19 protein-coding genes and 1 tRNA gene are annotated in these 22,953 nt (G+C 68.5%); 9 read left to right on the plus strand and 11 right to left on the minus strand.

Features of this window, described 5'->3' with window-relative positions:
• Positions 1-134: 134 nt before the first annotated feature.
• Positions 135-752, plus strand: coding sequence for a LysE family translocator (locus tag ASD42_RS19625; protein WP_056818661.1), 618 nt, complete (start codon positions 135-137; stop codon positions 750-752).
• Between the two features lie 51 nt (positions 753-803).
• Here the strand turns inward: ASD42_RS19625 and ASD42_RS19630 are convergent, their stop codons facing one another.
• On the minus strand, positions 804-1,892 hold the full coding sequence (locus ASD42_RS19630; protein ID WP_056818663.1) for a 3-deoxy-7-phosphoheptulonate synthase: 1,089 nt from the start codon (positions 1,890-1,892) through the stop codon (positions 804-806).
• A 267-nt stretch (positions 1,893-2,159) separates the two neighbouring features.
• Between ASD42_RS19630 and ASD42_RS19635 the strand changes: the two genes are divergently transcribed.
• Positions 2,160-2,357, plus strand: a complete 198-nt coding sequence (locus tag ASD42_RS19635; RefSeq protein ID WP_056818665.1) for a hypothetical protein — start codon at positions 2,160-2,162, stop codon at positions 2,355-2,357.
• On the opposite strand, the gene ASD42_RS19640 is transcribed toward ASD42_RS19635, so the two are convergent.
• The 3 genes from ASD42_RS19640 to ASD42_RS19650 all read right to left on the minus strand — a co-directional run bounded on the left by ASD42_RS19640 (position 2,345) and on the right by ASD42_RS19650 (position 7,733).
• Positions 2,345-2,815: a carboxymuconolactone decarboxylase family protein gene (locus ASD42_RS19640; RefSeq protein ID WP_056818667.1), complete on the minus strand. Its 471-nt coding sequence runs from the start codon at positions 2,813-2,815 to the stop codon at positions 2,345-2,347. The genes ASD42_RS19635 and ASD42_RS19640 overlap by 13 nt on opposite strands.
• A gap of 81 nt (positions 2,816-2,896) precedes the next feature.
• Positions 2,897-3,760, minus strand: a complete 864-nt coding sequence (locus ASD42_RS19645) for an oxidoreductase (protein ID WP_056818669.1) — start codon at positions 3,758-3,760, stop codon at positions 2,897-2,899.
• Between the two features lie 73 nt (positions 3,761-3,833).
• The gene (locus tag ASD42_RS19650; protein ID WP_056818671.1) at positions 3,834-7,733 is read right to left on the minus strand and encodes a non-ribosomal peptide synthetase; all 3,900 of its coding nucleotides are present in this window, start codon (positions 7,731-7,733) and stop codon (positions 3,834-3,836) included.
• A gap of 125 nt (positions 7,734-7,858) precedes the next feature.
• Here ASD42_RS19650 and ASD42_RS19655 point away from each other — a divergent pair, with 125 nt between their 5' ends.
• A complete protein-coding gene (locus tag ASD42_RS19655) occupies positions 7,859-9,523 on the plus strand; it encodes a (2,3-dihydroxybenzoyl)adenylate synthase (RefSeq protein WP_056818673.1) in 1,665 nt (554 codons plus the stop codon).
• 131 nt (positions 9,524-9,654) lie between these two features.
• On the opposite strand, the gene ASD42_RS19660 is transcribed toward ASD42_RS19655, so the two are convergent.
• On the minus strand, positions 9,655-10,920 hold the full coding sequence (locus ASD42_RS19660; protein WP_413232934.1) for a salicylate synthase: 1,266 nt from the start codon (positions 10,918-10,920) through the stop codon (positions 9,655-9,657).
• 280 nt (positions 10,921-11,200) lie between these two features.
• Between ASD42_RS19660 and ASD42_RS19665 the strand changes: the two genes are divergently transcribed.
• A complete protein-coding gene (locus ASD42_RS19665) occupies positions 11,201-13,618 on the plus strand; it encodes a glycerol-3-phosphate 1-O-acyltransferase (protein ID WP_056818677.1) in 2,418 nt (805 codons plus the stop codon).
• Positions 13,618-15,027 carry an HAD-IB family hydrolase gene (locus tag ASD42_RS19670; RefSeq protein WP_056818679.1) on the plus strand — a complete coding sequence of 470 codons (1,410 nt, stop codon included), beginning with the start codon at positions 13,618-13,620 and terminating at the stop codon, positions 15,025-15,027. The genes ASD42_RS19665 and ASD42_RS19670 overlap by 1 nt, the downstream gene beginning before the upstream one ends.
• Before the next feature lie 34 nt (positions 15,028-15,061).
• Here ASD42_RS19670 and ASD42_RS19675 read toward each other — a convergent pair whose 3' ends face one another.
• From ASD42_RS19675 to ASD42_RS19685, 3 genes are all read right to left on the minus strand, one after another.
• Positions 15,062-16,258, minus strand: a complete 1,197-nt coding sequence (locus tag ASD42_RS19675) for a Dyp-type peroxidase (RefSeq protein WP_056818681.1) — start codon at positions 16,256-16,258, stop codon at positions 15,062-15,064.
• Complete coding sequence (locus ASD42_RS19680; RefSeq protein WP_056818682.1) at positions 16,251-16,799, minus strand: copper chaperone PCu(A)C; 549 nt, start codon at positions 16,797-16,799, stop codon at positions 16,251-16,253. The genes ASD42_RS19675 and ASD42_RS19680 overlap by 8 nt, the downstream gene beginning before the upstream one ends.
• A gap of 95 nt (positions 16,800-16,894) precedes the next feature.
• Positions 16,895-17,443 carry a hypothetical protein gene (locus ASD42_RS19685; RefSeq protein ID WP_063893677.1) on the minus strand — a complete coding sequence of 183 codons (549 nt, stop codon included), beginning with the start codon at positions 17,441-17,443 and terminating at the stop codon, positions 16,895-16,897.
• A gap of 153 nt (positions 17,444-17,596) precedes the next feature.
• On the opposite strand from ASD42_RS19685, the gene ASD42_RS19690 reads away from it, so the two are divergent.
• Complete coding sequence (locus ASD42_RS19690) at positions 17,597-18,031, plus strand: DUF6069 family protein (protein WP_056819313.1); 435 nt, start codon at positions 17,597-17,599, stop codon at positions 18,029-18,031.
• A 60-nt stretch (positions 18,032-18,091) separates the two neighbouring features.
• On the opposite strand, the gene ASD42_RS19695 is transcribed toward ASD42_RS19690, so the two are convergent.
• A complete protein-coding gene (locus ASD42_RS19695; protein ID WP_228536832.1) occupies positions 18,092-18,811 on the minus strand; it encodes a polyprenol monophosphomannose synthase in 720 nt (239 codons plus the stop codon).
• Positions 18,812-18,934: 123 nt separating this feature from the next.
• Positions 18,935-19,621, minus strand: a complete 687-nt coding sequence (locus tag ASD42_RS19700) for a GAP family protein (protein WP_056818688.1) — start codon at positions 19,619-19,621, stop codon at positions 18,935-18,937.
• A 211-nt stretch (positions 19,622-19,832) separates the two neighbouring features.
• On the opposite strand from ASD42_RS19700, the gene ASD42_RS34460 reads away from it, so the two are divergent.
• From ASD42_RS34460 to ASD42_RS19715, 3 genes are read left to right on the plus strand one after another with little or no spacing between them, the layout of a single operon-like run.
• Entirely contained in the window at positions 19,833-20,150 is a 318-nt protein-coding gene (locus ASD42_RS34460) for a hypothetical protein (RefSeq protein ID WP_131816668.1), read from the plus strand.
• Entirely contained in the window at positions 20,150-21,445 is a 1,296-nt protein-coding gene (locus ASD42_RS19710) for a hypothetical protein (protein WP_056818691.1), read from the plus strand. The genes ASD42_RS34460 and ASD42_RS19710 overlap by 1 nt, the downstream gene beginning before the upstream one ends.
• A 9-nt stretch (positions 21,446-21,454) precedes the next feature.
• Positions 21,455-22,480 carry a hypothetical protein gene (locus ASD42_RS19715; protein ID WP_056818693.1) on the plus strand — a complete coding sequence of 342 codons (1,026 nt, stop codon included), beginning with the start codon at positions 21,455-21,457 and terminating at the stop codon, positions 22,478-22,480.
• A gap of 58 nt (positions 22,481-22,538) precedes the next feature.
• Here ASD42_RS19715 and ASD42_RS19720 read toward each other — a convergent pair.
• A tRNA-Asp gene (locus tag ASD42_RS19720) sits at positions 22,539-22,615 on the minus strand.
• Positions 22,616-22,953 lie beyond the last annotated feature (338 nt).

Raw genomic sequence — 22,953 nt, forward strand, 5'->3', positions numbered from 1 at the left:
CGCTTCCACCGCCCGACGACCCGTCATCACGCGGCCGACCGTGTCATCGGGGTGCGACACGGTACGACGGCCCCGTGACGAACCGACGCCGCGGGGTATTTCCCGGCGGTCGATCGGCAGTTACGCTGCGGGAGATGAGCATCGAGTTCGCGTTGACCACGCTTGTCATCGTCGCCACGCCGGGGACGGGCGCCCTTTTCACGCTCGCGGCCGGGCTTTCCCGGGGAACGAAGGCGAGCGTGATCGCCGCTTTCGGGTGCACAGTGGCGATCGTTCCGCACATGCTCGCGGCGATCACGGGGCTGGCCGCGCTGTTGAACACCAGCGCGGTCGCGTTCCAGACCTTGAAGTATCTCGGTGTCGCGTATCTGCTCTACATGGCGTGGAATACGTTGCGGGACAAGGGCGCGCTCGCGATTCCGGCGGAAAGCACCGAGGTGGAGCCTTCGGCGCGACAGGTCGTCACCTCGGCGGTGCTGCTGAATATCCTGAACCCGAAGGTGACGATCTTCTTCTTCGCGTTCCTGCCACAGTTCGTGCCGACCGGCGCGCCGAACGCGCTGGGCCGCATGCTCGAGCTCAGTGGGTTGTTCATGCTGGTCACGTTCGTAGTGTTCGCGGGTTACGGAGCCGTCGCCGCCGCGATGCGCACCTATGTGCTGTCGCGCCCGGTGGTGGTCCGGTGGATGCGGCGGGTGTTCGGCGTCTCCTTCGTCGCTCTCGCGGGGCGACTCGCGGTGCAGAACCAGTAGACACAGCAGTGCGGGCCCCGGAATCCGAGGCCCGCACTGTCGATCGAAGAACTAGCCCCGGCGCGCGGCCACGGCGTCTGCCAACCGGTCGAGCTGGGTGGCGGTGGTGTTCCAGTCGATGCACGCGTCGGTGATGGACTGGCCGTAGGTCAGATCGTCGGCCTTGCCGAGGGTCAGATCCTGGCGGCCCGCCACGAGGAACGACTCCAGCATCACGCCGACCACGCCCTGCTCGCCCGCGGCGATCCGGTCGGCGATGTCGGTGACGACGTCGACCTGCTTGTTGTGGTCCTTGTTGCTGTTGCCGTGGCTGGCGTCGACGACCAGGCGCTGAGCCAGCGACGACTTCTCCAGCCGCAGCTTGGCCTCGGCGCAGGAGGCGGCGTCGAAGTTGGTGCCGTTGCTGCCGCCGCGCAGGATGACGTGGCAGTCGGGGTTGCCCGAGGTGCGGATCAGCGCGGAGCGGCCGTCGAGGTCGGTGCCGGGGAAGACGTGGCTGGCGGCGGCGGCGCGCACACCGTCGACCGCGACCTGCACGTCACCGTCGGTGCCGTTCTTGATGCCCACCGGCATCGACAGCGCCGAGGACAGCTGCCGGTGCACCTGGCTCGCGGCGGTGCGAGCACCGATCGCGCCGTAGGAGACCAGGTCGGCGATGTACTGCGGGGTGATGGGGTCGAGGAACTCGCACGCGACCGGCAGGCCGAGGGCGGTGATGTCGACGAGCACCTTGCGGCCGATGCCGAGGCCGGTGTTCACGTCGAACGAGCCGTCCAGGTGCGGATCGTTGATCAGACCCTTCCAGCCCAGCGTGGTGCGCGGCTTCTCGAAGTACACGCGCATCACGATGTGCAGCCGGTCGCTGAGCTCGGCGGCCTTCTCGGCCAGCTTGCGAGCGTATTCCAGCGCGGCGGCGGGGTCGTGCACCGAGCACGGGCCGACGATCACCATGAGGCGGTCGTCGTCGCCGTTGAGCACGTCGACGGTGGCCTTGCGGCCCGAACGTACGGTGTCGGCGAGGGCATCGGTGATCTGGTGAACCATGCGGACCTCGGCGGGCGAGCGCAGCGGGCTCACGCTGAGGGTGCGCTGGTCGTCGAGATCAGAATGCCGCGAGTCGACATCGGCTGCGGTGGTCATGAGATGTGGGTCCTTTGCGTTAAGAGGCCGACCCACGGAAATCGCTACCGTCGAGCCGGGCGTTATCCGGCTCGAGGTGGAGGAAGTCAGCGCGCAGGGTCGCAGACCGGCCCACCCAGGGCCGGATAGCTAAACCAGAAATATGCGCGCTGCATGGGATGGACTGTACCACCGGTAAAACGTCGAAAGGCCTGCCACGGTTGCCGGGAGTGTGGACCGTCACATCGCGGCACCCGCCCGCGCCGACGAGAAAGTCATCGACTGCACATGACGGTGACCAACGGACTCGCCGACGTCGGCGCCGAGCTGATCGGCAAGGCGGTCGACGCGGGCGTGCGGCGCATCACAGTCCCGAGTCGTACACGGTCGACCCGACGGTGGAGCAGGTGCTCGGCCGACCCGCGCGCACCTTCGCGCAGTGGGCGGCCGAGCACGGGCACCGATTCCGTTGATCAGCTCCACTGACCGGGGACGTAGTCACCGGCGGGAGTGTGGGCGATGGCGTTGAGACGGTTCCAGGCGTTGATGATCGCGATGGCACCGATCAGGGCGGCGATCTGGTCGTCGTCGTAGTGCTTGCGGACCTGGGCGAAGGTGTCGTCGCTGACGTGGCCGCCGTCGGCGGTGCGGGTCGCTTCCTCGGTGAGGGCGAGGGCGGCCCGTTCCGGCTCGGTGAAGACATTGGCCTCTCGCCAGGCGGCGACCAGGTTGATCCGCACCGCGGACTCACCGGCGTGGGCGGCGTCCTTGGTGTGCATGTCGACGCAGTAGCTGCACCCGTTGATCTGCGAGGCCCGGATCTTCACCAGTTCATAAGTGGACTTGGGCAGCGGCGAATCGTCGATGACCTTGCCCGCCATGATCATTCGCTTGCTGAAGCTCGCGGCGATGGCGTTGCCGTAGAGGTTGAAGCGCGCTTCCATGATGACTCCTTCGTCGTGGGGTTCACAAGGACGACGAGGTAGCCGTTCACGGTGTGACGTCGTGTGACGTCTATCACGCAATCAGATCAGGCCACAGAGCTTCTCGGAGAGCTCCCACAGTTCGGCCGCGACCTTGCGATTGCGCGCCGTGGGCGCGCTGCCCGCACGGGCGGGGTTGCCGCGCAGGCCGAGGAAACCGTCGGGGCCGTAGAACGTGCCCGCCTTCACCGCGGCGGTGGCGGCGAACAGCGTGGGCAGCGCGCCCTGGTGGGCGTCCTGGGCGAGCATGCGATTGCCCAGCCACATGACCGCGTCCTGGACGGTCTCGGTGTGCGACATGAGTTCGGTCGCGGCGTAACCGGGGTGGGCGGCCACCGAGATCACCGCGGCGCCCTCACCGGCCAGGCGACGCTGCAGCTCGAACGCGAACATCAGGTTGGCCAGCTTGGATTGGCCGTAGGCGAGCCATCGGTCGTAGTGGCGCTGCTCCCAGTTGGGGTCGGCCAGATCGATCTTGCCGATGCGGTGCGCCACGCTCGACACCGTCACCACCCGATCGGTGATGCGGTCGAGCAGCAGGTTGGTGAGCGCGAAGTGACCGAGATGGTTGGTGCCGAACTGCATCTCGAAACCGTCGGCGGTGCGGCGCAGCGGTAGCGCCATCACACCCGCGTTGTTGATCAGCACGTCGACGCGTTCGATCGAATCAGTGAAGGCGCGCACCGAATTCAGGTTCGCCAGGTCGAGTTCACGGACTTCGGTCTCGCCGCGCATCCCCGCGGCTACCCGCTCGGCCTTGGCCGTATCGCGACAGGCCAGGACCACTCGCGCACCCGCTGCCGCCAGCGCCCGCGCGGTGGCGGCGCCGAGACCACTGTTGGCACCGGTGACGATGATCGTGCGACCGCTCTGGTCGGGCAGGTCGGCGACAGTCCACTTACTCACTGGCGGAAGTCTAGCGACGCAGGGGAAATGCGCGAATCGGCAAGAGCCGGTGCGTAGTTCGCGTCTGCCCTCGTCACGACTGGGCCAGGACCTCTTCGTCGGTCATCGCGGCGACTTCGAGATACATCGCGGCGACCAGTTCGAGTCGGCCCGCGTCGCCGGAGTCCTTTTCCCGGTCCGACATGCGCGCCGCGAGCCCCTCGATGGTGCGGGCGGTGAACAGGTCGGCCACGACGGTGTCGGGGGCGTCGAGCCATTCGCGGATGCGGGCCACGGCGGTGGTGGCGAGCACCGAATCGCCGCCGAGGGCGAAGAAGTCGTCGGTGACGCCGATGCGCTCGGTGGCGAGCACCTCCGCGACGACCGCGACGAGCGCCCGTTCGAGATCGGTTCGCGGCTCGACGAATTCGTCTGCGCCCTCGTGCTTTTCGAGCACCGCGCGGATGGCCTTGCGGTCCGGCTTGGCGTTCGGGGTGAGGGGCAGTTCGGGGAGCAGTTCCAGGCGCGTCGGCACCATGTAGGACGGGACGAGCTCAGCGGTCGCGGCGAGCACCGCCTCGACGTGCAGGGTTTCGCCCGGGCTCGGCACCACCAGGGCGACCAGCTTCGGCGCCGCCGTCCCGACCACCGCGGCCACGGCGTGGCGGACACCGGGGACCGAGCGCAGGGCGCTCTCCACCTCACCGAGTTCGACGCGGTAGCCACGGATCTTGACCTGATGGTCGGCGCGGCCGAGGAATTCCAGACCGCCGTCGGGCAGGTAGCGGGCCAGGTCACCGGTGCGGTACCAGCGCAGACCCTCGTGGGCGACGAAACGGTCGGCGGTGCGCTCCGGGTCGTTGCGGTAGCCGGCGGCCACGCCGTCGCCACCGATCCAGAGTTCGCCGCTCACCCAATCGGGGCAGTCGTTGCCCGCCGGGCCGACGACGCGGCACTGCACGTTGCGCAACGGGGTGCCGTAGGGGACGGCAGCCCATTCGACAGGGACCTGGGCGTCCACGACCTCGCAGATGGTGGAGTGGATCGCGGTTTCGGTGGCGCCGCCGAGACCGGCGAAACGGCTGTTCGGGGCCACCGCGGCGAGACGTGCGGGGAGGGCGACGTCAACCCAGTCGCCGCCGAGGATCACCGTGCGAAGTGAGGCAAGGGGCTCGGTCAGCGTGGCGGTAGCGGACCCGGTGCGGAGGTCGGCGAGCTGCGACGACCCCGGCGCGGCGGTGAGCAGCATGTCGAGCAGGCTCGGGACGCAGTTGAGCAGCGAAATCTGCTGGCGGCGAACGAGTTCGACCCAGACCGCAGGGTCGCTGCGCTGCGCGTCGTCGACGGTGACCACCGCGCCACCGACGGCGAGCAGGCCGAAGATATCGTAGACGGAGAGGTCGAATTCGAGGGCCGAGAGGGCCAGCGCCCGGTCGGCGGGGCCGAGGTCGAATCGCTCGTTGAGGTCGTCGATGGTGTTCATCGCGGCGCGATGCGGCACCTCGACGCCCTTGGGCTTGCCGGTGGAGCCGGAGGTGAACAGCACGTAGGCGATGTTCTCCGGATCGCCGAAGACGGGGCGCGCAAACGGTTCCGCGTGCGCGCGAGCCTCGGCGAGGTCGATCGCGCGCACGTCGGGAATCTGCGTACCGCCGACCGTGAGCACGGCGACAGCGTCTGCGGTGCTGAGGATTTCGGCGCGACGAGCGGCAGGCTGATCGAACCCGATCGGCACGTACACCGCACCCGCCGCGAGCACACCGAGCACCGCGACGATCTGGTCGGGACCCTTCGGAAGCTGCACCGCGACCGAATCACCTGGCGCCACACCGGCTTCCCGGAGCGCACCGGCCACCGCCAGCGCGTCGGCCGCCAGCTCGCCATAGGTCAGCTGCCCGGCGGGCTCCCAGAGCACCGCGGGCGCGGACGGAGTCGTCGCCGCGTTCGCGAAGAAGCCGGTATGCAGCAGCCCGCCACTCACCGGCCCCGCGGTGGCGTTGACGCGCGCCCGAGTAGCGGCCTGCTCCAACGGAATCCGCACTCCGGCTTCGGCCTGCCATCCCGCTCCCCCGGCAAACCTAGTGCGTCCGACCGAAACCGCAGCCCCGTCAGCGGGCACCACGGGCGACGTCGCCGAGCTCACCTCGGTCGGCGCGGCCTCGACTGCCTTCGGCTGCGCACTGCCTGCATCCGACGAATTCGCCGATGCCTCGGCGAGCTCGGAAGGTCGGCCACCGAGGCGTTCGATCGCTTCGATGTAGCGGGCGAACATGGCGTCGACCATGCCTGGGGGGAAGGCGGTTTCGCGGATGTCCCAGTTCAGCAGCAGACCCCCGCGGACCTCGGTGATCTGGGCGTCGAGCAGGACCTGCGGGCCCTGGGAGATGATCCAGACGGGGTCGCCGAAGGTGTCGGTGACGATGTCGGGGAAGAGTTCGCCGAGATTGAGGGCGCTGGTGTACACGATGGGAGCCAGCACCGGTTCGCCGCGATGACGCCCGAGGTCGCGCAGGACTTCCAGGCCCGAGTACGCGGAGTGCGCGCCCGCTTCGTGGAGGCGCTGCTGGAGCGCGCGCGCACGATCGGCGACAGTGGCCGGCTCGGTGACGTCGACTTCCAGCAGGACCGAGGAGGTGAAGTCGCCGACGACGCCGTCGACCTGCGGGTGCACCGGTTCACGGTGGAACAGGGGCAGATTCAGCAGAAAGCGGCGCTGGGCCGACCAGCCGCCGATGGTTTCGGCGAACACCGAGGCCAGCGCCATCGCCGGGGTGATCCCCCGGGCGTGGGCCGCGTCGAAGACCTGCGCTTTGGCCTGCGGGGAAAGCCAGCGGTGCAGACGGATGGTGCGGTTGGGCTCCGAGATATGCTGGGCCAGCGGCAGTTCCGGCGCACCCGGCAGCTCGCTCAGGCGGTCCTGCCACCAGGCACGATCACGGGCCCGCTCATCGGCGAGGGCGCTCGGGAGACCGGCGGCGGTGTCCTGCTGCTGCGCTGCGGCATTGTCCGAAACCTGGGTCGCGGCGCCGTCGCGCCGGTGCTCGGCCAGGTACTGACGGAAGGTGTAGTCCTGCGGCGGCAGTGGTTCGCCGTGGTAGAGCCGGGCGAGGTCGGTGATGAGGATGCGGTAGCTCATCGCGTCGGCGGCGAGCATATCGACATCCAGGTGCAGGCGGGTGCGCCCGTCGGCGAGGCGGGTGAGCGCGATATCGATCACCTGCCCGTCCTCCACCGCCATCCGCTGGTGCGTGCGCGCCCCGCGCAGCTCCGCGAGCCGCTGCTCGGCCTCGTCGGCGGACGCCTCGCGCAGATCGGTCACGCCGAACACCGCGCGGCCGGGCCGGTCGAGAGTCTGCTGGGTGCCGTCGGGCAGGAACCGGGTGCGCAGCATGGGATGGCGCGACAGCAGTTGTTCGACAGCCCGCTCGAGCCGCTCCGGATACACATCGGCACCGTCGAATTCGACGTAGAGATGCGCCGCGACACCGCCGAGCTCCTGCGCATCGGACCGCCCGATCCAATACGCGTGCTGCATAGGCGCGAGGGCGAACGGCGTCCCGTCGTCGGGAACGATCACGGATTCGTCTGCGGCAGAACCGAAGTTGTCGAAACCTCCCGATCCAGCCGGGTTGTCGACCGGCGTGGCGGAGTCGGCCGAACCGGGCTCACCCGGTTCGAGAGCGGCGTCATCGGCGGCTTGGTCGGCCACCATCGACCTACCGTCGCTTGCCGCGAGGTCATCGGGGTCGGCGCCGTTGAGGAGGGCGTACCAGGCGTCGACGGTGGGGTGGGCGGCCAGCAGAGCGAAGTTCACGGCGATGCCGCGTTTGCGCCAGGCGCCGGCGAGCTTCATCGTGCGAATGGAGTCGAGGCCGAGCTGGATCAGATCGTCGGCCTCGGCGACAGCATCGGGGGTGAGATCGAGGTGACGGGCGATCGCGGCGCGGATCTCGGCGCGGTCGATCCCGGCGCCGCCTGCGGGTGCTTTCTCCATCTGCCGATCACTCCTTGCTCGCCGCCCGTCCCGGACGGATTCGGTACTGCCCGGCGGCAGCCTACTCCATTGAGATAGGGTTGCCTAACCTTTGCAAGTGTAGCGAGACTCGAGTGAGGCAGTACGTGACGTCGACATCGGCAACCGGCCACCGCGAGGGCTACGTCCCATTTCCCGAAGCCGACGCCAAGGAGTACCGGGCCGCAGGCTACTGGGCCGGGCGCACACTCGGTGATCTCCTGCGCGACACCGCGCGCAGCCAGCCGCAGCGGCCCGCCGTGCTCAGCGACGCCGGTACGCAGACCTACGCCGAACTCGACGCCGCCGCCGACCGGATGGCGCACGGGTTGCTCGCCCTCGGGATCAATCCCGGTGACCGTGTGATCGTGCAGCTGCCGAACATTCCCGAATTCGCGACGGCCCTGTTCGGTGTGCTGCGCGCCGGGATCATCCCCGTTCTCACCCTGCCCGCACACCGCCGCGTCGAGATCGAGCACCTGGCCGCGCTGTCCGAAGCGGTCGCCTATCTCGTCCCCGACCAGCTCGGCGACTTCGACTACCGCGAGCTGGCCACGACCGTGCGCCAAGCGGTGCCGAGTCTGCGCCACGTGCTGGTCGCCGGTGATCCGGGCACCGGGACGTCGGAAGCCGACGGAAGTACCGCCGGGTTCGTGGCCCTCGATTCGGTTGCTCGCGAAGGTGATTCGCTGCCCACGGTCGACCCGTCCGATATCGCGGTGATGCTGGTCTCCGGCGGCACCACCGGCCTGCCGAAGCTGATCGCCCGCACCCACGACGACTACGTCTACAACGCGACCGCCAGCGCGCGGGTCTGCGAGCTCGGCCCCGAGGACGTCTACCTCGCCACCCTGCCCGCGGCCCACAACTTTCCGCTGGCCTGTCCCGGCATCCTCGGCACCGTCGCGACCGGCGGCGCCATCGCCTTCACCCTCGACCCGAGCCCCGAGGCCGCCTTCGCCGCGATCGAGAAGCACGGGGTGAGCGTCACCGGCGTCGTCCCGCCGCTGGCCCAGCTGTGGAGCGCGGCAGTGGATTGGGAAGGGGCCGACCTGAGTTCGCTGCGCCTGTTGCAGGTGGGCGGGGCGCGGCTGGCCGAGGTGAACGCCCGCGATGTCGAGCCCGCGTTGCAGTGCACCTTGCAGCAGGTGTTCGGGATGGCCGAGGGGCTGCTCAACTACACCCGTCTCGACGACGACAAAGAGCTGGTGTGCACCACCCAGGGCCGACCGCTCTCCCCCGCCGACGAACTGCGCGTCGTCGACGCCGACGGCAACGACGTCGCCCCGGGCGAAGAAGGCGAACTACTCACCCGCGGCCCCTACACCCTGCGCGGGTATTATCGTGCGCCCGAGCACAATTCGCGCGCCTTCACCGCCGACGGCTTCTACCGCAGCGGCGATCTCGTCCGGCAACTACCCAGCGGCCACCTGGTCGTGAGCGGCCGGATCAAGGATGTGATCAACCGCGGTGGCGAGAACATCTCCTGCGACGAACTCGAGGAGCACCTGCTCGCCCACCCCGCGGTCCGCCACGCCGCCGCGGTCGGCCTGCCCGATGCCGCACTCGGCGAAAAGGCCTGTGTCGTCCTGGTTGTCACCGGCGAACTGCCCACCCTCGGCGAGATCAAGACCTTCCTCACCGAACGCGGCCTGGCCACCTACAAGCTCCCCGACCTCGTCCGCCAGGCGGATTCATTGCCGATCACCGCGGTCGGCAAGATCGACAAAAAGGCGCTGATCCGCCTCTCCGCGACTTATGGCCAGACCTAGGCGCCGGGCCGGTTCGCGTTGGCGGCCAGACAAAGGATGCGCCTCGGTCAGCCCGTTCCCGGTGAGTTACCCATGTTCTCGCGACACCAGTTGTCCCGGAGTGCCTCTCCGGCGGAAGCCGCGGGGTGTGGTCAAGCCTTGTATGCCTTGACCACGTAAGGCGCTACGCTGCCCAGCTTTTCGCAGGTCTCCTCGAACTCACGCTCGGGGCGCGACTGTCCCACGATTCCCGCACCGGCGCGCAACCACGCGCCTTCGCCGGTCTGGTAGATCGCGCGAAGCACCAACGTCGCCTCGAGCGCGCCGGTCGGCGAAACACAGACCACCGCACCGGAATACAGCCCACGCGGATCGTGATCATTGCGGAATACCGAGTCGACGCCGGCCCGCTTGGGGATGCCGGACGCGGTCACCGACGGGAACAGCACCTCGAGCGCGTCCCACGCGGTGCGGTCGGCGGCGAGGGTGCCGCGCACGGTGGATGCCAGGTGCTGCACGCTGCCGCGCTCGCGCACCGCCATGAAATCGGAGACCGCGGGCGTGCCGGGTACGGCCACCTCCGCGATCTCGGCGAAGGAGGTCTGCACCGAAATCGCGTGCTCGACGATCTCCTTCGGGTCGGCCAGCAGTTCGGCGCGGGCGGCGCCGTCGGCCTCGGCACCGAGTCCGAACGCGCGCGTACCGGCCAGCGGTTCGGTGGTGACGACTCGATCGTCGTCGACCGACGCCACCAACTCGGGACTGAACCCGGCCGCCTCGAGCCCGCCCAGTCGCAGCAGGAACGAGCGGGCGGGGGTGTTGTTGGCCCGGCCGAGGCGATAGGTCGCGGGCACGTCCACCGCGAACGGCAGCTCGACCTTGCGCGACAGAATCACCTTCTGATAGCTGCCGGAGCGGATTTCGGCGACCGCCGTGGCGACCCGTTCCTCGTAGTTCGTCGGGTCGACCCGCACATCGACCGGTGTCGGGGCAGGCAGGTCGACACCCTGCGAGCCGGAGATCAGATCGTGGATATCGCACGCCTCGTTCGGGGTGGCGCCGCTGATCCGCACGCCGGTGGCATCGATGCGCACCTCGATCCGCGGAATCATCAGGTGCGCCAACGAGGTCAGCGGATTGAGATGGTGGGTCGCCGCGAGCGAGTAGGCGCAGAATTCGAAGCCGATCCAGCCATAGGCGTTGCGGCCGTCGATCGGCAGGGTCGCCAGTGCGGTGTCGATAGCGGTGGCGGGGCTGCCGGACCATGCGCGAGCGGTGGTCTCACCACCCCAGATGGTGCGCAGTTCACCGGCGTCGAGTTCCACGCTACCGAGCGGATCGGCGGCGAACACCCACACACCGGGCTGCTCGTACATCACGTACTCACCGAACCGATCAGAGACGGCCAGACGTGACATCGCTGCCGCCGGGTCGGTCACGTGCTCCACCCGTACGGGCTGTTCCGTCGACGACAACGATCCTCCAAGGTAAAGCTGACCTAACTTTTCTTGGTTAGGTTAGCATTACCTCGCCGTTTAGCCAGACCCATACTGGGTATTGTTCGCCACTGCCGCACCACGCCGGGCAAACCTCCAGCACTGTAGCTCGCGCCCGACATCGGCCGCTCCGTACACGCCGCGCAACGCGCTGTAGCCCAAGTTCGATGCGCCGAACCAGATCTGCGGCTTGAATGGAGTAATGATCGACAAAGGTGGGCGGCGCGGCCCGCAGGCAGACTCGGTGGTCGCCCTGGTCGACGCGGCCTCCGCCGTCGAACGCGAAGTGATCGGCGACTGGATAGCCCAGGGTGGTCTCGACAGGGAGATCGACTCCACGGCCCCGGTGACCCAGCTCGACCTCGACGCGAAGGCCATCACCAAACGCCTCGTCGGCAGGCAGGACGACCCGCTGGTCGTGCCGGTCCGGGTGCTGTGGCTGCCGCCCGAACGCGACGGTGTGCGCCGGGTGACCTTCGCCGACCTGGTGATGCTCACCAACCCGCGCAAACCCAACCGGCTCGTCCAGCGCAGGCTGCTGCGCACCGAACCGGACCGCCACCGCGTGCTCGTCGGCGCGCCCGCTCGGCTCAGCGCGCTGCGCACCAACAACCCCGAGGCCGCGGCGCTGCTGCGCGCGGGCTCGGCCGACCCGTTCGCGCGCGCGGTGGTGCGCGCCGCGGTGGTGGCGCTCGAACGCGCCGAACGCACCGTCATCGGCGATCGGTACAAGGTGCCCCAGCTGGTAGCCGAGGAGATCCTCGATTCCCCCGAATTCCAGCGCAAGCTCGACTACATCGCCGACGAGATCGGCTCCGAACCCGACCAGGTGTATCGCAACGCGGAGAAGGCGCTGCGCGAGTTGGTCGCCGCGCAGAGCAGGCTGGTCTCGGACCTGTTCACCCAGGCGATGCGACCGGTGCACGCCTCGACGTGGAAGGTCGACACCGATCTGCGCGGCCTCGACGCGTTGCGCAAGCTCAACCGCAAGCACCCGCTGGTTTTCCTGCCCTCGCACCGCTCCTATGTCGACGCGTTCGTGCTCGGCGACGTGTTGGCGCGCAATGATTTTCCGCCCAACCACGTGATCGGCGGCGCGAACCTCAACTTCTGGCCGATGGGTCCGATCGCGCGGCGCACCGGCACGGTGTTCATCCGGCGCAGCTTCGGCGACGACGAGGTCTACAAGGCGGTCGTCGAGGAGTATTTCGCCTACCTGCTGGCCAAGCGCTTCAATATGGAGTGGTACTTCGAGGGCGGGCGCACCAGGACGGGCAAACTGCGCCCACCGCGCTACGGCCTCCTCAATTACCTTGCCGCCGCGGTGCGTTCGCGTCGCGTCGACGATGTGATGCTCGTGCCGGTCTCGATCACCTATGAGCGACTCAACGAGCTCGGCGCGATAGCCATCGAACAGGCGGGCGGCAAGAAGAAGGCCGAGGGAATCGGCTGGCTGGCCAGATATGTGCGCAGTCAGCAGCATTCGGCCGGACGCGTGTATGTGCGCTTCGGCGAAGCCATTTCGGCCCGCGAGCGACTGGGGGTGCACGGCGATCCACTCGATCAGCGGCCGGTGACCATCCCGCTGCGCGACACCGAGACCGGTTCGGCCACCGTTCCCGACGAGAAGACGCTGGCCGACGCCGAGCACAAGGCGGTGCAGCGCTTGGCTTTCGACGTCGCGGTCGGGATCAACGAGGTCACCCCGATCACGGTCAACGCGCTGGTCACCCTGGCCCTGCTCGGCGTGCACGAACGAGCGCTCACGCTCGGCCAGGTGCGAACGGTGCTCGACCCGGTGCTCGGCTATATCGTCGGCCGCAAACTGCCCAGCGGCGAACTCACCACGCTGCGCGACGAACAGGGCCTGCGGGTGGTGCTCGAACAGCTCGCACTGGCGGGCGTTGTCACCGTGTATCGCGGTGGGCTGGAACCGGTGTACGCGATAGAACCCGGCGCGCACCTCGAGGCGGCGTTCTACCGCAACAGCGCGGTGCACTGGTTCGTCAACCGCGCCATCCTCGAACTCGCCGCCCTCACCGCGGTGGAGCAGCCGGGTGACGACCCGCTGCGGGCGGCGTGGAAAGCGGCGTTCGCGCTGCGCGATCTGCTCAAGTTCGAATTCTTCTTCCCGGAGCGGAAGGAGTTCGCCGACCAGATCATCGAGGAGGTGCGCATCATCGTGCCCGAATGGGACGAGCACACCCCCGACGATCGACTGGATCGCCAATTCCTCGGCGCTGTCACCGAATCCGGGTTCGTGATGGCCCATCGGGTGCTGCGTTCGTTCTTCGACGCGCAGTTGGTGGTCGCCGAGCGGCTGGTGGCCCGACCCGCCGACGCGACGATCGATCGCAAGGAATTCATCGACGAGTGCGTGGCGGTGGGCAAGCAGATGCTGTTGCAGCAGCGGTTGCACAGCCCGGAATCGGTATCGTCGGAACTGTTCACCAGCGCCTGGAAACTGGCCGACAACCACGGCCTCATCGCACCCGCGGCCGAGGGCGCCGAAGCCGAATTGATCGACAAGCGCCAGGAATTCGCCGATCAGCTGCGCGATCTGGGTGACCGGATCGCGCGGGCGGCCTCGCTCGATCCGTCGAACAGGAACACGAACTGATGAGCACACTCGCCGACGCCGTGGCCACGATCCGTTCGGGTCCGCAAGGTCCGCGGATCGCCGCGGTGTTCGATTTCGGCGGCACCGTTGTCGACGGTCTGCCGCGACGTCGACTGGCGGGCAAGGTGTTGCGGCGCGGTGAGGATCGCCTGGCCACCCTGCTCGGCGGTATCCAGCGCGGCGGCAACGACGGTGACTACGGACGATTCCTGCAAGCCGTCGAACGGACATGGGCGGGCGCGTCGGAGACCGAGCTGGACCAGCTCGGCCGCAAGGCTTTCAGCAAGGAGATCTACGGGCGGCTGTTCCCCGAGGCGTGGCACCTCGTGCGCGCCCACCAATTGGCCGGTCACACAGTGATATTGGTCAGCGAGCTCACACGATTCCAGGTGCGTCCCGTCGCCGAGCGGCTCGGCATCGACAACGTGTTGTGCACCGAACTCGCCGTCGAGGACGGCGTACTGACCGGCCGACCGGCGGGCGCGCCGCTGTGGCGTACCGGAAAGTCCACGGCAGTAACCCAATTCGCTCCGGATCTCGAGATCGGCTACGCCTACGCCGACAGCGTGACCGACCTGCCGCTGCTGGAACTCGCCCAGCGACCGACCGTGATCGACCCCGACCCGGCCCTCGCCGCGATCGCCGCCGACAACGGCTGGCCCGCACTGACCTTCCGCCTGCGTCGAGCCCCGCGCCCCCTCGACTACCTGCGCACCATCGTCGGATTCGCTGGACTCATCGGCGGCGCGCTGGTCGGCGTCCTTCGCAAGTCCTACACCGGCAAGCGGCAGACGATGGCCGACGCACTCATGCACGACGCCACCACCGCGACCCTGCGCGCCATCGACGTCCAACTGCGCGTGGTCGGAGCCGAGAACGCCCGCGCGCCGCGCCCCGCGGTATTCCTGTTCAACCACCAGAGCCAGTTCGACGTGATCATCGTCCCGAAAGTCCTCGACGGCGCGGTGACCGGCATCGGCAAGAAGGAGCTGCGCAGTCATCCGCTGTTCGGTCCGCTGATGCGGTTCGTCGGCGTCACCTTCATCGACCGAACCGACACCGAGCGCGCGAAAGCCGCTCTCGCCCCGGTGGTTTCGACCCTGCGCGACGGACTCTCCATCGCCGTCGCGCCCGAGGGAACTCGCTCGTTCACTCCGGGTGTCGGGCCCTTCAAGAAGGGCGCGTTCCATATCGCCATCCAGGCGGGCGTGCCGGTGATCCCGGTGGTGGTCCGCAACGCGGGCGAAATCGCCTGGCGGGATTCGCCTATCGCCCGCGCCGGCATCGTCGATGTGGCGGTGCTGGCGCCGATCGATGTCTCCGGCTGGGACCCCGCCGACATGGACGCCGAGGTGGAAGGCGTCCGGCAGCTGTTCGAGAACACGCTGCTGGACTGGCCACGAGCCTGAACCGGCCGGGCGCGAGGTGCGCCCGGCCGGAGGCTCAGCTCTCGAACAGCTGCTGCCCGAGATAGTGCCCCGGACCGGGGACACCGGGCGGGATCACGAACACGGCCGACCCGATGGGCGTGGTCCATTCGTTCAGCGCGTCGAATTCCGCCAGCCGCGCCTGCACCGGCAGGAACTGACGGTCGACATCGCGCTGATAGGCCACGAACAGCAGGCCCGAGTTCGACACCTGCCCCGGCGCCGGGTTCTCGTCGTAGTTGAACCCGCGGCGCAGGAACCGTTCACCGTCGTGGGTGTGCCTGGCCCGCGCGACGTGTGACGACGGCGGAATGACCGGGATGCCGTGGCGGTCCACCGCGGCGAGATCGGGCTCGTCGTGTTCGGCGATACCGGTCAGCGGCGCACCGTTGGCGACCCGGCGGCCGACGGTCAGTTCGCGACCGTCGGCGTCGAGTTCGTCCCAGGTGTCGAGGTCCATGGCGATCCGGCGCAGCACCAGGGAGGTGCCGCCGGSGAGCCACGGCATCGACGCGCCTTCGTCCCACACCAGTCGGTCGAAGTCGACCGTGCGCGGGGCGATGTTGACGGTGCCGTCGACCTGCCCCATGAGGTTGCGCATCGTCTGGCCGTTCGGCGCGTCCCGGAATCCGCGCTGCACCCACCGCACCGTCACCAGCGATTTCACATGCTTGGACAGCACCCGCACCGCGTGCGCGACCGTCGTCGCCTCCTCGGCGCAGACCTGGAGGACCAGGTCGGCGCCGGTGTAGACGGGGTCGAGCCGGTCGATGGGAAACGGCGGGAGCTGGCGCAGCCACTCCGGTCTCCGCTCGGTGAGCCCCGCGACGGTGAACAGGTCGGGTCCGAAGCCGACGGTGATCGTGAGACGGGCCGGTCTGGCGGCGAGCTCCGGTTCGGTATCGGCGAGCGCGGGCACGCCCGTGGTCAGTCGCGCCGCGTCGTCGGTCCAGATTCGGAGCAGCCCGATCACGTCCTCGCGACCGACGCCGGGCGCCAGGTCGAAGCCCGCGAAGGCCACGTGACCTGGTGGCATCGTCTCCACGCCCGCCTGATGAGCGCCGTAGAACGCGACGATGTCGAGCGCCTCGTCCCGAACGGCCTCCGGACGCACCAGCTCGGCCGTACCCCAGGCGATTCCGGCCGCGCCCGCCACCGCGGCTCCCCCGCCGAGCAACCGTCGGCGAGAGAGTCCGGGCCGCGAATCAGCCACCGTGCATCGGATTGTCGGTGCCCGGCGCGTAGTTCTCCTTGCCGCCGGCGAAATCACGCACCTGTGCGGTGACGACGGTGCTCGAGCCGTCGGCGAAGGTCAGCGTGAGCGAGGTTTCCGAGCCGGTCCGCAGCGGCTGCTTCAGGTCCATGAACATCAGGTGCTCGGCGCCCGGCTTCAACGTCACCTCGCCGTGGGCCGGGACGGTGATGCCACCGGCTTTCGGGCGCATGGTCTTCGCGCCGGTGCTGTCGGGCACCACCTCGTGGATCTCGACCCGCTCCGAGGCCGGGCTGGTGGCGGCTACCAGTGTCATCGGGGCGTCACCGGCATTGCGCAGGGTGCCGAAGGCGGCCGACATTCCGGACTCGGCGGCCTTGATCCACTGGTCGCTCATCGTGATCCGGTCCGCCATCGCCACGGACGAGGGCGGGGCAGGCTCGGAATCCGAGCAGGCGGTGGCGAACACGGCGAGAACGGCACAGGCGGCGGCAGCGCCGACACGGCGGGCACGCAGGTGGACATGCGGAAAGACGGACATGGGAGAACTCCGATCATCGGGGTGAGGTGTGCCCCGGACCGGCCTGTCCGCACGGCGAATCATCCACCGAGACAGTGGAATTCGTCGGGCTTGTCCTAAGTCGGAACGGGGTTGGATTCGGTCGCGCCCACCCAGGGCGGACCACGCAGCCCGATGTCCGGTCGTAGGAGGAGCTGCCGGAGCACCGCACGCTCGTCGGCGACGGGTAGCCGGACCGGGCGGTCGGGCGGGCACGTGACCCCGGCCAGCACGAGGACCAGCTGCCGCACGCTGGTGATCGCCCGGCGCACACCGACCTCGGCGGCGCGGATCGCGAGGGCGCCGACGGGGATCGCCACCAGGTGAGCGAGCACCATCGCGCCCGAAATGGTGTGGTGCTGGAAATGTCCCAACGACAGCGCGGTGTGCCCGACGCACTGGCCGACAGCCAGTACCACCATGGTCGACATCGCGCTGTTTCCTCGCGGCAGCGCGGTGACGACGACACCGATCAGGGCGCACGCGGCGAACAACAGCGCGAGGGCGGATCCGCCGGGAACGGCGGTAGCACCACCGAGTCCGTGCGCCAGAATCGCGACGGCGCCGGACGCGGAACCCACTGCCGCGCCGCGTAAGCGCGCGGTGTGATCCGTCGGAGAGCCCACGCCGCCATGCTACGACCTTCTGTCGTAGGCACGGGGCTCAGGGCCTGTGACCAGGGTCTCGACGATGCGGCGCAGTCCAATTCGACTGAGGGCTTGACATTAACAATGGTTCAGGTTTGATGCTTGTCTCACCACCGAATGAGGGAGAACATCATGAGCACCGTCACCGCCCCCACCACCTACACCGTCCCCGCACTGAACCGGCCCGTCGCCGTGCTGGGCGCCGCTGCCGTCGCCGTGGTGCTGAATCTGATCGTCTGGGCCATCGGCGCCGCCGCGGGCGGGTCGTTCACCACGATCGCCGACGGCAAGGTCACCGATGCCGCGCCCGGCGGGGTGATCTTGATGTCGGCCGTGCCGGTCCTGATCGGCCTGACCGTCGCAGTGCTGGTGTCCTACCTGTGGACCGGGGTGCTGCGGACGGCCGCCGTGGTCGGGTCGGCGCTGTCGATCGCGACCATCGGACTGACCGTGGCCGCCGACTTCGACACCGCCTCCACCATCGCCCTGTCGGTGATGCACGTGGTGCTGGTGCCGGTCATGGTGATCGCTCTGGAAGGCGTGCGTCGCGGCATCACCGCGAAGTGACCCGGACAAACAGCGAAGGCCCCGCCGAAACCATCGGCGGGGCCTTTCGCGTAACGAGTTCTAGACCGAGCGGCCGAACAGCAGCTTCCACGGCATGAGCGCCGACTCGAGCTGCACCTTCAGGCTCATCTTCGACGCACCGACGGTGCGCTCCTCGAAGCGGATCGGCACCTCGGCGATCGTGTAGCCCTTCTTGATCGCGCGGTAGTTCATCTCGACCTGGAACGAGTAGCCGTTGCTGCGGATCGAGGCGACGTCGATCGCGCGCAGGGTGTCGGCCTTCCAGGCCTTGAAACCGGCGGTCGCGTCCTTCACGCCGAGGCGCAGGATCAGGTTCACGTAGAAGTTTGCCCAGGCCGACAGGGCCTTGCGGTACCACTTCCACTCCGCGGCGGTCGAACCACCCGGCACGTAGCGCGACCCCAGCGCTACGCCGACATCGTCGGAGCTCAGCTTCTCGAGCATCGACGGGATCACCTCGGCGGGGTGCGACAGATCGGCGTCCATCTGGATCACCACATCGGCGCCCTCGTCGAGCGCCGCGGTGATGCCGGCGATGTAGGCGCGGCCGAGGCCGTCCTTCTCGGTGCGATGCAGCACGCTCACCACATTCGGCAGCTCGGCCGCCAGTTTGTCGGCGACGTCACCCGTGCCGTCGGGTGAATTATCGTCGACCACCAGCACGTGCAGATCGGACACCGGCAGAGCCGTCAGCCGCTCCACCGCCACCGGCAGATTTTCCCGCTCGTTGTAGGTCGGCACAACAACGGTAACCCTCAAGGGTCGCCCTCCCTGCTCACCTGGATAGCCCCGCGGCCCAGGATGCGGGCACGGGGCATGTCATCGATTCGTTATGACGGTACTCGATGGTCCTGACGCTTTCCTGAGTGGCCGTGCGGGCGCTCACCACAGTCGGCCCGCGTGGACCAGTGCGTCGACGATCAATCCCACGCCGAACACGACGAAAAGCACCCTGATCGCCGGCGGCCCGAAACGGGTGATGCCCCGCACGAGCAGGCGGTAGACCCGTCGCGCGCGCGGCGTTCGCCGCATGGCCAGAGCCAGCACGACCAGTGGCAGGACCAGGGCGACCGCGCAGTAGGCCGCCACGATCACCGGCCACGCCACCGGCAGCGGGCGCTGCGCGGACAGCACCGCGAGGGCCGCGAGATAGGGCACCGAGGTGGGCACCTTCGCCAGACCCAGCGTGAACCCGATCACCCCGAGCAGCCACGGATATCTGCGCACCGGCTCGATCCAGCGGCCGCCGGTGGACGTGGTGGTGTCGACCGGAAGCGCGGCGACCGCGATCAGCACCAGGCCGATCACCAACTCACCCCAGTAGCGCAGGGCGGGGGTCAGCTCGAAGTCGAACAGCCGAACCAGGAAGTCGATGCCGAGCACGGTGCACACGCCGAAGGCCACCGAGACCGCGAAGACGCCGCCGAGGAAACTGAGCACCCCCGTCATCGGCGAACGCCGGGTCAGCCTGGCGTCGGCGACCACGGCCGTGGTGATCGCCACCAGCAGCACGTCGAGCGCATCGAGCAGAGCGAACCCGAACAGGGCGAACAGTCGATACCCATCCATGTCGTGGCCGACCCTACTCGCCGGTCATGTTCGGTCACCGACCCGTCAGTCACACCAGCACCACACCGGCTTCGCGGTGAAAGTCCTTGACCTGCGTAGTCTCGAGATCGATCCGTCCATCTGGACGGGACCCTCCCGCAAACGGCGCTCGGTGGTTACGCTTTTGAGCACCGGCCGTGCCGGGATCCGCGATCGTGAAGGGGCAGACATCGTGGCAGAAATGTCTTTCGACCCGTCAGCGCTCGACGCTTATCAGCGTGCGGCAGCTCGGGTTTCCGAACTTCTTGGCACAGCGGCCGATGATACGACGACCGCGGCCGGGGTCGATCTGTCCGGGCTCGGCGTGCTCGGGCGTGAATTCGCCGCCGCCTGGACACAGGCAGCGGGCGAACACGCTTCGACGCTGAGTACCGCGGGCAACCTGGTCACCGCCTATCAGGGCATCCTGAATCGCTTCGGCGACAGCGTGACCGGGATCGACACCGGGCTGGCGGGCGATCTGCGCGCGGTCGAGAGCGAGGTGGCGTGATGCGTACCAAGTCGCTGGCCACCGAGACCACGTTGAGCACGATCACCCCCGCCGAGGCCGAGGCGAAGATCGCGCCGGTGATCGCGCTGCTCGAAGTGCCGTTGCTCGAGTTGCGTAGATCGTTGGGCAGTAATACTTCCGCCGATCCCGATGCCTCGGTGGTCGCCGCGCTGACGTCGGCCTCCGCCGCGACGACAGCTACCGAGGACCCGCATCGGCTGGGGCTGTACGCCCTCGAGTCGACCGAGACCGCCGCTCCCGCCACACCCGCGCTGCGGCAGACCGCGACCGAGGTCTCGGCCGCGGCCGATCGTGGGACCCGATTGAGTTCCCTGCTCGGGCAGGCCCATTCGACGCAGTCGACCGCGGCGGCCAAGGTCGACGCGATCATCGCCGACTTCCGGGCCAAAGCGAAGAAGGCCGCGCCCGCGGTGAACGGCAACAACCTCGATGCCATCGTCGAACTCGCCGAAGAGGCCATCTCCGAAGCGGTCGGGGTGGTGGGTAATGCCAGCACCGAGATGGATCAGTACACCCGAGACACCAAGGGGCTCACCAGCGATCTCGGCGGGACCAACGGGGTGACCGTTCCCGTCGGCGCGACGGAGGTGGCGCCCGGCGTCTACGTACTCGGCACCGGCGGGTCCGATACGTCGTCCTGGGATGACGACTCGTCGTGGGATGACGAGGACGACAACATCGATCCGGCGACAGCGGCGCAGATCGCGTTGCAGGAGGCCTTGATCGACGGCGGGGTCTCCCTGGGAACGGCGGCGATCGATGCCGGTGTCACGTTCGGTACGCACCTGATCGACAAGATCGCCGAAGTCGCGATGCACGGACTCGACAAGGGTACCGAGCTGGCGACGACCGGAATCGACACTCTCGCCGCGAATGCCGCAGGCACCGAGGGCGCCACATCCACCACACCCGCGGGCACCACGCCCACCGCGCCGTCGACCAATGGCGGCGGGACCGGCACGAGCACCCTGTTCGGCGGATTGGGTGGCGGCACCAGCACCGGCGGCGGAGCCAACAGCGGCGGTGGCGGCGCGAACAACGACAGTGGCGCTTCGGCGAAACCGGAAGCACCGGCACCGGCCGCTCCGTTCCAGAATCAGACGCCGAAAGCCGAACAGCCCCAACAGGCTCCGAGCACGCCCGCGCCCGCGCAGCAGCCTATGCAAGGCGGCGTGGTGCCGCCCGGTGCTCGTCCTGCGCAGGATCAGGAGACCGAGAAACCCTCCGCCGCGCCTAAACACGGGCAACCGGGAGTCGTCCCGGCGCCGGCGTAGGACGACCGCATGGACAATCCGTTCGGTGCCTACTTCGCGTCGCCGGATGCCACGTCGCCCGGCCGCCGTCGCCCGCAGGGTAAACGGCGGCGCAGGCGACGGCGCGAGGCCGAGCCGCAGACGATCGGCACGAACCCGGAGACCTGGCCGCCACCCGACCCGGAACCGTTCGACGACGGCCCGTTCCAGCCCGCGCCCGTCGAACCGGTGTATCGAAATCCCGATGACGACGACGGGTTCACCGGCGACTGGAACGACTGGAACGACGCCGACGTGCCGGTCCAGCCGCAGCGCGGTGACGATGTCGACTGGAACGACTGGGCCACCGCCACCGCGACCGAACAGAGCGGCGACCATGTCGAGATACCGGTGTTGCCGCGCCTCAAGGACTTCGGCGGCGGCGGCCAGATCGCGCGGCGCCCCCGCAGGAACTTCGATGACGAACGCTACGACGAAAGCGGTGGCAAGGTGAAGGCCGCGGCCGCGATCAAAGGCATCATCGGAGCGGTGGTATTCGTCGTGCTTCTCGGCTTGGGCGCCACCATCTTCCTCGGCCCCGCCGACAAACCGACCACCACGGCACAGGCAGCTGCCTCCAACACGCGGGCAACGACGTCCACCGTGGTGCCCCCGCTTCCCGCACACGCCCTGTCGGGCTGCGAATCCTTCCGCACCCCCTCGATCACCATCAGCGCCGAACGTGGCGACACCGCCAGCCCCGAGGGCGCCATCCTCGGCTTCGAATACAGCTACTACGTCGACCGCGACGCCGCGAAGGCCCGCTCCTTCGTCACCGACAACGCCCATGTGGGCAACGCGTCGGCCTTGGCCGAGGGCATCGGCTCGCTGCCCCTCGATGTGAAGTACTGCGTCCACATCACCAAAGCCGACGCCGCCGACCCCACCATCTGGAACGTGACCATCCACCAGAAATGGCCGGGCGACGCCACCACCGAAAAGATCAACCAGGTCATGCGCACCACCGAGGTAGCGCCCGGTCGTCACCGCATCACCAGCATCGACCACCGCATCTGAGCAGGTCCTGGAACGCGAAAGTCCCCCACACCGGAATCGGTGTGGGGGACTTTCGCCGTGGCGACCCTGACGGGACTCGAACCCGCGACCTCCGCCGTGACAGGGCGGCGCGCTAACCAACTGCGCTACAGGGCCGTGCTTCCTTGCATCGGGGAGCGATATTACCCGGTGGGCACCGCTTTCGGTAACCGAACAGGTCAGGCGATGAATCGACCGTTGACACTGACGTCAACGTCAATAAGACTTGTGACGGTGACCACAAGCCAGGCGCAGGTCACCGTGCCCGCCGAGGTCATCGGGGCGACCACACGGGCGTTTCGCCGAAGCCGTGTTCGCCAACGGCGCGCTGGTGGCGCTGATCGAGCACCAGGCGGGGATCGATCCCGCGATCGGCGCACAGTCACATCGCCATCGCCGAACGACTGATCGGCTTCACCAGCGGGATCGTCGAACCCGCCGCCACCGAATCCGAG

The organism is Nocardia sp. Root136 (assembly GCF_001427185.1).
GTDB classification, from domain to species: Bacteria; Actinomycetota; Actinomycetes; order Mycobacteriales; family Mycobacteriaceae; genus Nocardia; species Nocardia salmonicida.

Bases quoted from the DNA above. Each gene is read 5' to 3' on its own strand.
- ASD42_RS19715 (WP_056818693.1), top strand. From the start codon at position 21,455: ATGGACAATCCGTTCGGTGCCTACTTCGCGTCGCCGGATGCCACGTCG.
- ASD42_RS19670 (WP_056818679.1), top strand. From the start codon at position 13,618: ATGAGCACACTCGCCGACGCCGTGGCCACGATCCGTTCGGGTCCGCAA.
- ASD42_RS19625 (WP_056818661.1), top strand. From the start codon at position 135: ATGAGCATCGAGTTCGCGTTGACCACGCTTGTCATCGTCGCCACGCCG.
- ASD42_RS19700 (WP_056818688.1), bottom strand. From the start codon at position 19,621: ATGGATGGGTATCGACTGTTCGCCCTGTTCGGGTTCGCTCTGCTCGAT.
- ASD42_RS19640 (WP_056818667.1), bottom strand. From the start codon at position 2,815: ATGGAAGCGCGCTTCAACCTCTACGGCAACGCCATCGCCGCGAGCTTC.
- ASD42_RS19680 (WP_056818682.1), bottom strand. From the start codon at position 16,799: ATGTCCGTCTTTCCGCATGTCCACCTGCGTGCCCGCCGTGTCGGCGCT.
- ASD42_RS19650 (WP_056818671.1), bottom strand. From the start codon at position 7,733: ATGGAGAAAGCACCCGCAGGCGGCGCCGGGATCGACCGCGCCGAGATC.
- ASD42_RS19690 (WP_056819313.1), top strand. From the start codon at position 17,597: ATGAGCACCGTCACCGCCCCCACCACCTACACCGTCCCCGCACTGAAC.
- ASD42_RS19635 (WP_056818665.1), top strand. From the start codon at position 2,160: ATGACGGTGACCAACGGACTCGCCGACGTCGGCGCCGAGCTGATCGGC.
- ASD42_RS19660 (WP_413232934.1), bottom strand. From the start codon at position 10,920: ATGTCACGTCTGGCCGTCTCTGATCGGTTCGGTGAGTACGTGATGTAC.
- ASD42_RS19710 (WP_056818691.1), top strand. From the start codon at position 20,150: ATGCGTACCAAGTCGCTGGCCACCGAGACCACGTTGAGCACGATCACC.
- ASD42_RS19665 (WP_056818677.1), top strand. From the start codon at position 11,201: ATGATCGACAAAGGTGGGCGGCGCGGCCCGCAGGCAGACTCGGTGGTC.
- ASD42_RS19630 (WP_056818663.1), bottom strand. From the start codon at position 1,892: ATGACCACCGCAGCCGATGTCGACTCGCGGCATTCTGATCTCGACGAC.